We start from the raw sequence: 8165 nt of genomic DNA, 5'->3' as shown, positions 1-8165 counted from the left end.
CTGTTGGTGGTGGCGCCGCGCAGGTTCCCGGTCCTGAAGGACTGAAGGAAGCGGCTGGCGGCGACGCGCGGCGCCACCACCAACAGCACCAGCAGCGCGACCGTCGCCGCGCACGCCGCTCCCAGGTAGACCGCGTGGACGGCCTCCGCGACCGCACGGCGGACCGGCTCCGCCGTCGTGCCCGCGTCCAGGCCGTGGGTGACCGCGTCGAGGTCGCCCGCGCCGCCCAGACGGGAGGCCAGCACGCCGTTCGCGACCGCGCCGAAGACCGCGGCCCCCAGGGTCTGGCCCGTCTGGCGGCAGAAGAGGATCGACGCCGTCGCCGTGCCCCGCTCCTCCCACTCCACCGTCGACTGGACGCCCACGATCAGGGGGAGCTGGAACAGGCCCAGCGCGGCGCCCAGCAGCAGCATCAGAAGGGTCGGCTGCCAGGCCTCGCCCGGGTAGGGGAGGAACGGGAACGCGAACAGCAGCAGGGCCGCCGCCGTGATGCCCAGGATCGCCGTGTCCCGGAAGCCGATGCGGCGGTAGACGTGCTGGCTCAGGGCCGCCGACACCGGCCAGCTCAGCGTCCAGATGGAGACGACGAAGCCGGCGGCCACCGGGGCCAGGCCCAGGACCGACTGGGCGTAGGTCGCCAGGAACACCGTCGGCGCCACCATCAGCAGGCCCAGCGCGGCCAGCGCCAGGTTCACGGCCGCGATCGTGCGGCGGCGCCACACCCAGCCGGGGATGACCGGTTCCGCGGCGCGGCGTTCGATGAGGACCAGCACCACGACGAGGGCGACCCCCGTGCCCAGCAGGGTCAGGGAGGGCCAGGACAGCCACGCCCAGGCCACCCCGCCCTGCACCAGCGCCGTCAGCAGGGCGCCTCCGCAGGCGAAGATCGTCAGGGCGCCGGCCCAGTCCACCCGGGGCCGCGTGGTCCGCTCCCGGACCGGCTCGTGCAGATGCCGGACCAGGAGCCACAGGGCCGCCGCGCCGAGCGGGAGGTTGATCAGGAAGATCCAGCGCCAGTCCGCGTAGGCGGCGAGGACCCCGCCCACTCCGGGGCCGGCCACCGCCGACACCGCCCACACCGTGGACAGCTTGGACTGGATCTTGGGGCGCTCCTCCAGGGGGTAGAGGTCGGCCGCCAGCGTCTGCACCGTGCCCTGGAGCGCTCCGCCGCCCAGGCCCTGGACGACCCGGAAGGCGATCAGCGCGCCCATGTTCCAGGCCAGCGCGCACAGCAGCGAGCCCAGCAGGAACAGGGCGGCGCCCGCGATCAGCACCGGCTTGCGGCCGAAGGTGTCGGAGAGCTTGCCGTAGACGGGGAGGGTGACGGTGACGGCGAGCAGATAACCCGAGAACAGCCAGGAGAAGACGGAGAAGCCGCCGAGGTCGGCGACGATCTGCGGGACGGCGGTCGAGACGATCGTGGAGTCCAGCGCGGCCAGGCCCATGGCCAGCATCAGCGCGGCGGTGACCGCCCCTCGTCTGCCGGATCCGGTGTGCTGTGCCGTGTCGCGTAGCGCGGGTCGTGTCTCGCCCACCGGATTCCTTCCCCCTGCATCTATCTGCCGGGGACCACCATGCCACTTGTCCCTCACGTCACGGCAGGGTGCAGCCCGAGTGCGCCGGAAGGTGGAGCCGAACCCTGAGGCCGGCTCCACCCCTCGGTGGAGGTCCCCTAGGGGTATCTCCGTACTACGGCCAGGGGCGGGTTCGTACCGCCGGAGGAAGAGACGGGACGGTACCCGTCCTTAACCTGGCTTTACGCCGCTGGGGGGCGGTGGACCGGACCCGCGGGGGTGGGGTTTTCCCCAGCAGAAGACTGCGCCGAGCACCAGCGCGCGGGACCCCCTTGGGCCACCAGACTCAAGGCACCACCGAGCGACAGCACCACCGACCGAGCAACAGCACCCGCTGTTGACCGACTTAGGAGACATACCGTGACATCGGCTGTGACCATCACCAGGCACGGGGGCACTGGAGGGCGTACGGCCGTTGCCGCGCGGGCGCGGCAGGTCGTGAAGGCGTACGGGTCCGGCGAGACCCGTGTCGTCGCCCTCGACCATGTGGACGTGGACATCGCGCGGGGCCGGTTCACCGCGATCATGGGGCCCTCGGGGTCCGGCAAGTCCACGCTCATGCACTGCCTCGCCGGACTCGACACCGTGACGAGCGGTCAGATCTACCTCGACGAGACCGAGATCACCGGCCTGAAGGACAAGAAGCTCACGCAGCTGCGCCGGGACCGGATCGGGTTCATCTTCCAGGCGTTCAACCTGCTGCCCACGCTGAACGCGATCGAGAACATCACGCTCCCCATGGACATCGCAGGGCGCAAGCCCGACAAGGAGTGGCTCGGCCGGGTCGTGGAGACCGTCGGGCTCGCCCAGCGGCTGAAGCACCGGCCGACCCAGCTCTCCGGCGGCCAGCAGCAGCGCGTCGCCGTGGCCCGGGCCCTGGCCGCGCGCCCCGAGATCATCTTCGGGGACGAGCCGACCGGCAACCTCGACTCGCGGGCCGGCGCCGAGGTGCTGGGCTTCCTGCGGCGCTCCGTCGACGAACTGGGCCAGACCATCGTCATGGTCACCCACGACCCGGTGGCCGCCTCCTACGCCGACCGCGTGCTGTACCTGGCGGACGGGCGCATCGTCGACGAGATGCACCAGCCGACGGCCGACCAGGTCCTGGACCGCATGAAGGACTTCGACGCCCGGGGGCGCACGTCATGAGCGTGATGAAGACATCGATGCGCAACTTCTTCGCGCACAAGGGACGGATGGCGCTGTCGGCCATCGCGGTCATGCTGTCAGTGGCGTTCGTGACGGGCACTCTCGTCTTCACCGACACCATGGGCACCACCTTCGACAAGCTGTTCGCGGCCACCTCCTCCGACGTCACGGTCTCCGCGGACGGCGGCGAGCCCGACGAGGTGTCCCGGACCGGCCGCCCCGACTCCCTGCCCGCCTCCCTGGTGAAGAAGGTGGCCGCGGTCGAGGGCGCCAAGTCGGCCGAGGGCGCCGTCTCCTCGATGGACGTGACCGTCGTCGACCGCGACAACAAGAACATGGGGTCCTCCACCGGCGCCCCCACCATCGCGGGCAACTGGACGAAGAACGACCTCCGTTCCATGGAGATCACCTCCGGACACGCCCCGCGCGGCCCGACCCAGGTGATGGTCGACGCCGACACCGCCGACAAGCACGGCCTGAAGCTCGGTGACGAGCTGCGCACCATCACCGTCAGCGGGGACATCACCGCCCGGATCGTCGGCATCGCCTCGTTCAAGGTGACCAACCCCGGTGCCGCCGTCGTCTTCTTCGACACCGCCACCGCCCAGCGCGGACTCCTCGGCGCCATCGGCCGGTTCACCCAGGTGAACGTCACCGCCGAGGCGGGCGTCAGCGACACGCGGCTGAAGCGGAACGTCAGCTCGGCCCTGGCGGCGCTCACGGCGCGGACCGAGCAGGGCGGGCAGGGCGCGAAGGGCGAGCAGCAGACGGCGTACAAGGTCCGCACGCAGCAGGAGACCGCGGACGCCAACCGCAGCGACGTCGACGAGTTCATGAACGTCATCAAGTACGGCATGCTCGGCTTCGCCGGGATCGCGTTCCTCGTCGGGGTCTTCCTGATCATCAACACGTTCTCGATGCTCGTCGCCCAGCGCACCCGCGAGATCGGTCTGATGCGGGCCGTCGGATCCTCCCGCGGACAGGTCAACCGGTCGGTGCTCGTCGAGGCGACACTGCTCGGCGTCCTCGGCTCGCTGATCGGTGTCGGCGCGGGCGTCGGCCTCGCGGTCGGCCTGATGAAGCTCATGTCGGCCGTCGGCATGGAACTGTCCACCCGCGACCTGACGGTGAGCTGGACCACCCCGGCCATCGGCATGCTGCTGGGCATCGTGGTCACCGTCCTCGCGTCCTATCTGCCCGCCCGCCGCGCGGGCAAGGTCTCCCCGATGGCCGCGCTGCGCGACGCCGGCACCCCGGCGGACGGCAGGGCCGGACTCGTACGGGGCCTGGTCGGCCTGGTGCTCACCGGCGCCGGCGCCTTCGCGCTCTACCTTGCGGCCACCGCCGACCAGGCGAAGCAGGGCTCGATGATCCTCGGCGTGGGCATCGTCCTCAGCCTCATCGGCTTCGTCGTGATCGGCCCGCTCCTCGCGGGCGGTGTCGTACGGGTGCTCAGCGCGGTGCTGCTGCGGGCCTTCGGCCCCGTCGGCCGGATGGCCGAGCGCAACGCGCTGCGCAACCCCCGCCGCACCGGCGCCACCGGCGCGGCCCTCATGATCGGCCTGGCCCTGGTCGCCTGCCTCTCCGTGGTCGGCTCCTCCATGGTGACCTCCGCCACCGCCGAGCTGGACAAGTCGGTCGGCGCCGACTTCATCATCACCGCGGGCAACGGCGGCAAGCCCCTCAACCCCGCCACCGTCAAGGCGGTCGAAGGGGTCGAGGGACTCGGCCACGTCACCCGGATGAAGGAGACACCGGCCAAGGTGACCGCGCCCGACGGCACCTCCGAGTCGGGGCAGCTGCTCGCCGCCGAGGCCACCTACGCCGAGGACCTGCGCCGGGAGACGGTCTCCGGTGACCTCGCGGCCGCGTACGGCGCCGACGCGATGTCCGTCGGCTCCGAGTTCGCCGAGAAGGCGGGCGTGAAGGTCGGGGACACCCTGACCGTGGCCTTCGAGGGGGGCCGCACCGCGAAGCTGCGGCTCGCGGCCATCACCTCCGACGACACGGGCCTCGACCAGGGCGCGATGTACACCAACCTCACGACCGTCGAACGCTATGTGCCGGCCGAGCGGCTGCCGCTGGACACGGCCCTGCTCGCCAAGGCGGACGAGGGCAGCAAGGACCAGGCGTACGCCGCGCTCAAGACGGCCGTCGCCAAGGACCCCACGGTCAAGGTCATGGACCAGACCGACTACAAGCAGGCCCTGCAGGACCAGGTCGGCCAGCTGCTCAACATGGTGTACGGCCTGCTGGCCCTGGCGATCGTCGTCGCGATCCTCGGTGTCGTGAACACCCTCGCCCTGTCGGTGGTCGAACGCACCAGGGAGATCGGCCTCATGCGGGCCATCGGCCTCTCCCGCCGCCAGCTGCGCCGCATGATCCGCCTGGAGTCCGTGGTGATCGCCCTGTTCGGCGCGCTGCTGGGCCTGGGCCTGGGGATGGGCTGGGGCGCGACGGCCCAGCGGCTCCTCGCCCTGGAGGGCCTGGAGGTCCTGGACATCCCGTGGCCGACCATCATCGGAGTCTTCATCGGCTCGGCGTTCGTGGGCCTGTTCGCCGCCCTCGTCCCGGCGTTCAGGGCGGGACGGATGAACGTCCTCAACGCGATCGCGACGGACTGACGCCGGCGAGGAAGGGACCGGGGACGGGCTGGGCGGACCGGCCCCTCGGACCGGCCCCTCGGACCGGTACGGGGGTCCCGCCCGAGGGGCTGTGAGGACAGGGAGACGGCGGGGCGTGGGGAATGATCCCCACGCCCCGCCGTTCTCGTGCCGCCGGTCCCGCTGCGGCGGCTTCAGCCGGCGGCGCGGACGGCCTGGTAGTACTTCTTCGCCGTCTTCAGGCACGCGGCCTTGGCCTTCTTGCGGACGGGCGGCGTCAGCGGATCGGCCCAGAACTTCTGTCCGCAGACCCGGTTCATGTCGCCCAGCATTGCCTGGTCGATCCGGAGTTTGTGGGACCGCTTCCATGCGGCCTTGCCCGCGATCGTCTTGTAGTTGCGGTATCCGAAGTCGTGCCGGTAGCAGGCGAACGAGAAGTCGTAGCCGCCCCAGATCTTGTCCGGTGACGAATTGCAGTAGTTGGTGCTCCAGTTGAACTTGTACTTCGTGATCGCCGGCTTGTGACTCCGGTACTGCCCGAGCGCCGTGAACCAGTTGGTCTGGGAGCCGGACGAGTTCCCCGTCAGGGTGCCCAGTTTCGAGAGCTTCTGCGCCTTGGTGACGCCGGCGACCGCCTGCGTGGACGCCCCGCCGTCCGCCGTGGCGGGACCGGCGAGGGCGGGTGCGGCGCCGGTCAGCAGAAGAACCGCCGAAAGAGTCGCGCCGGGAATTACTCTGCGTAACGTGGTCATGGTTTTCCCCGTTTCTGGTGGGCCGATGCTCGGGAAGCGATCGCCACGGTGCCATGTCCACGCAGGGGCGCCAATTGTCCCTTGGTGCAGTGCGCGGAATTGCGGAAGGTGTTCCGTATTCCCGTGGAATGGGATACGGAGGAGGGGCGCAAGGCCCTCTGGGTGCTGGGCGCAGGGCCCCCTGGGTGCTGGGTGCTGGGCACCGGGTGTCAGACGCGGCGCAGCAGTACGTATCCCTGGACGAGGCCGTCGAGTTCGTAGCGGTGGCGGGGATGCAGCTGACGGGCGTACCGGGGAACGTCCTCAACCCACCGCGAGGAGTTGGTGAAGACGATGTAGTCCGGGGCGAGGTCCTTGGTCCTTCCGATCCAGAAGACGCGGCAGCGTGACGTCAGACGGCTGATCGGGCCGACGTTGGACTCGACGGTGGCGCCGTCCGGAATCGTGGCCAGCAGCTTCTCCACGGCCACCACACGCTCCGGCACCCGGTAGGCGTCGGCCTCGGTGAGCGTCGACAGCGGCAGTGAGGTCGTCAGCGCCAGCGCCGCCGAGGCGACCCCCGCGGGCAGATGGAACGCGTACGAGCGCAGCCACCGCCGGGGGCTGCGGTGCGCGGCGGGCAGCGCGTCGACGAGGGCGAGGAACACGATCGGCATCAGCACGGCGCTGTAGTGCCACGCCGTGCCCCAGTAGTGCTCGTCCGACGACAGGAAACGCCAGCCCAGGGTGGGCAGGGCGGCGATCAGGAGCGGTGACCGCAGGGCGAGCAGCCCGGTGGTGGGGACCAGCAGCCACAGCAGCGTGCGGACCTTGGTGTCGAGGCCGTCGAAGGGGCCGGCCCCGCCGACCTTGCTCCAGTAGTCGTAGCCCCCGGAGGTGTTGAACGCCGGGATGATCATGGTGAAGGTGACCAGCGCCGCGACCGCCCCGAACGACGCGACGGCGACGCCGAGGGCGACGTCGCGCTGCGCACCGTGCCGCCCCGCGCGGACCATGACGAGGAGCGCGAGCGCGGCCACCGTGACCCCCAGGTCCTCCTTGACCAGCACCAGCGGCAGGGCCCACAGCAGCGCCGCCCGCCATCGCCGGGCGAGCAGCGCCTCCAGGGAGAAGCCGATCAGCGGCACGGCGAAGCAGACCTCGTGGAAGTCGAAGTCCACGGCCCGCTGGAGCCCCCACGACAGCCCGTACGCCACGCCGATCGCCAGCCCCCGCGACCGCCCCAGCCGCCGGGTCGCCGCCCGTGTCACCGGCACCGCCGACAGGGCGAACAGCGCGGCCTGCGCGACGAGCAGCGTCACGGGCGAGGGGAAGACCCGGTAGACCGGCGCGAGCAGCGCGGTGACGGGGCTGAAGTGATCGCCGAGCACATGGAACCCCGGCCCCTTGAGATCGACGACCGGCGCCCGCAGATGCGCGTACGCCCGCACCGCCTGCTCGAATATCCCCAGGTCCCACGAGCGTGTCCCCATGTACCGGTACCGGCAGACCGACTCCGTCGCGTACGCCACGAACAGCCCCAGGGCCAGCAGATGGGGGGCGCGCCGAGCGAGGGACGAGCGCCGGTCGAGCGGCCGCGACGGCGCGACCGTGACCGGCTCGGATATGACAGGCGGTACGGAGGACACCGGTGGTGACACGGTCGAGGACATCGGGACTCACGTTCATCGCGGGACAGGCGCACCGGGCGCCCTACAGAGTAGGCGGACACCCTCCGGAGGAGGGGGAGAGGCCCGAGCCGGTGGTCGAAGGCCGACCGCAGCCACCGACAGGGGCGCGGGGAGCTGCGCGAGAAACCACGACGAGCCGGTGAGTCAATAGCGGCCCGCAGCCACCGATAGGGGCGCGGGGAACTGCGCGAACGACCACGACGAAGCGGTCAGCCAAGATCCGACCGCAGCCACCCCAAGGGGCGCGGGGAACTGCGCGAGAAACCACGATGAAGCGGTGAGCCAGAGCCGACCGTGGGCACCTCAAGGGGCGCGGGGAACTGCGCGAGAAACCACAGCGCACCCGCAGTCGCCCTGCGACAGTGGCCCCCGAGCTACTGGGCGCCCCTCACACAGCCCGGGTCACGAGTGACCCAG

The 8165-nt window shown here is 71.0% G+C and carries 5 protein-coding genes; 2 read left to right on the top strand and 3 right to left on the bottom strand.

The window, feature by feature from the left end:
• The coding region (locus AOK15_RS27380; protein ID WP_240508613.1) for an MFS transporter at nt 1-1535 on the bottom strand (1535 nt) is incomplete at its 3' end.
• A 399-nt stretch (nt 1536-1934) separates the two neighbouring features.
• Here AOK15_RS27380 and AOK15_RS27375 point away from each other — a divergent pair.
• Both AOK15_RS27375 and AOK15_RS27370 read left to right on the top strand, forming a co-directional pair.
• On the top strand, nt 1935-2723 hold the full coding sequence (locus AOK15_RS27375) for an ABC transporter ATP-binding protein (protein ID WP_055521032.1): 789 nt from the start codon (nt 1935-1937) through the stop codon (nt 2721-2723).
• Nucleotides 2720-5347, top strand: coding sequence for an ABC transporter permease (locus AOK15_RS27370; RefSeq protein WP_055521031.1), 2628 nt, complete (start codon nt 2720-2722; stop codon nt 5345-5347). The genes AOK15_RS27375 and AOK15_RS27370 overlap by 4 nt, the downstream gene beginning before the upstream one ends.
• 173 nt (nt 5348-5520) lie before the next feature.
• Here the strand turns inward: AOK15_RS27370 and AOK15_RS27365 are convergent, their stop codons facing one another.
• Together AOK15_RS27365 and AOK15_RS27360 are read right to left on the bottom strand one after the other, a co-directional pair.
• The gene (locus tag AOK15_RS27365) at nt 5521-6078 is read right to left on the bottom strand and encodes a phospholipase A2 (RefSeq protein WP_055521030.1); all 558 of its coding nucleotides are present in this window, start codon (nt 6076-6078) and stop codon (nt 5521-5523) included.
• Nucleotides 6079-6287: 209 nt separating this feature from the next.
• Complete coding sequence (locus tag AOK15_RS27360) at nt 6288-7730, bottom strand: DUF2079 domain-containing protein (RefSeq protein ID WP_055521029.1); 1443 nt, start codon at nt 7728-7730, stop codon at nt 6288-6290.
• Nucleotides 7731-8165 lie beyond the last annotated feature (435 nt).

The sequence above is a fragment of the Streptomyces ossamyceticus genome (assembly GCF_001418475.1).
Lineage (GTDB): Bacteria > Actinomycetota > Actinomycetes > Streptomycetales > Streptomycetaceae > Streptomyces > Streptomyces ossamyceticus.
The sequence above is the reverse complement of the archived record's forward strand: the minus strand, read 5'-3'. Positions and strand labels throughout refer to the sequence as shown.

Bases quoted from the DNA above. Each gene is read 5' to 3' on its own strand.
- AOK15_RS27360 (WP_055521029.1), bottom strand. From the start codon at position 7,730: ATGTCCTCGACCGTGTCACCACCGGTGTCCTCCGTACCGCCTGTCATA.
- AOK15_RS27370 (WP_055521031.1), top strand. From the start codon at position 2,720: ATGAGCGTGATGAAGACATCGATGCGCAACTTCTTCGCGCACAAGGGA.
- AOK15_RS27365 (WP_055521030.1), bottom strand. From the start codon at position 6,078: ATGACCACGTTACGCAGAGTAATTCCCGGCGCGACTCTTTCGGCGGTT.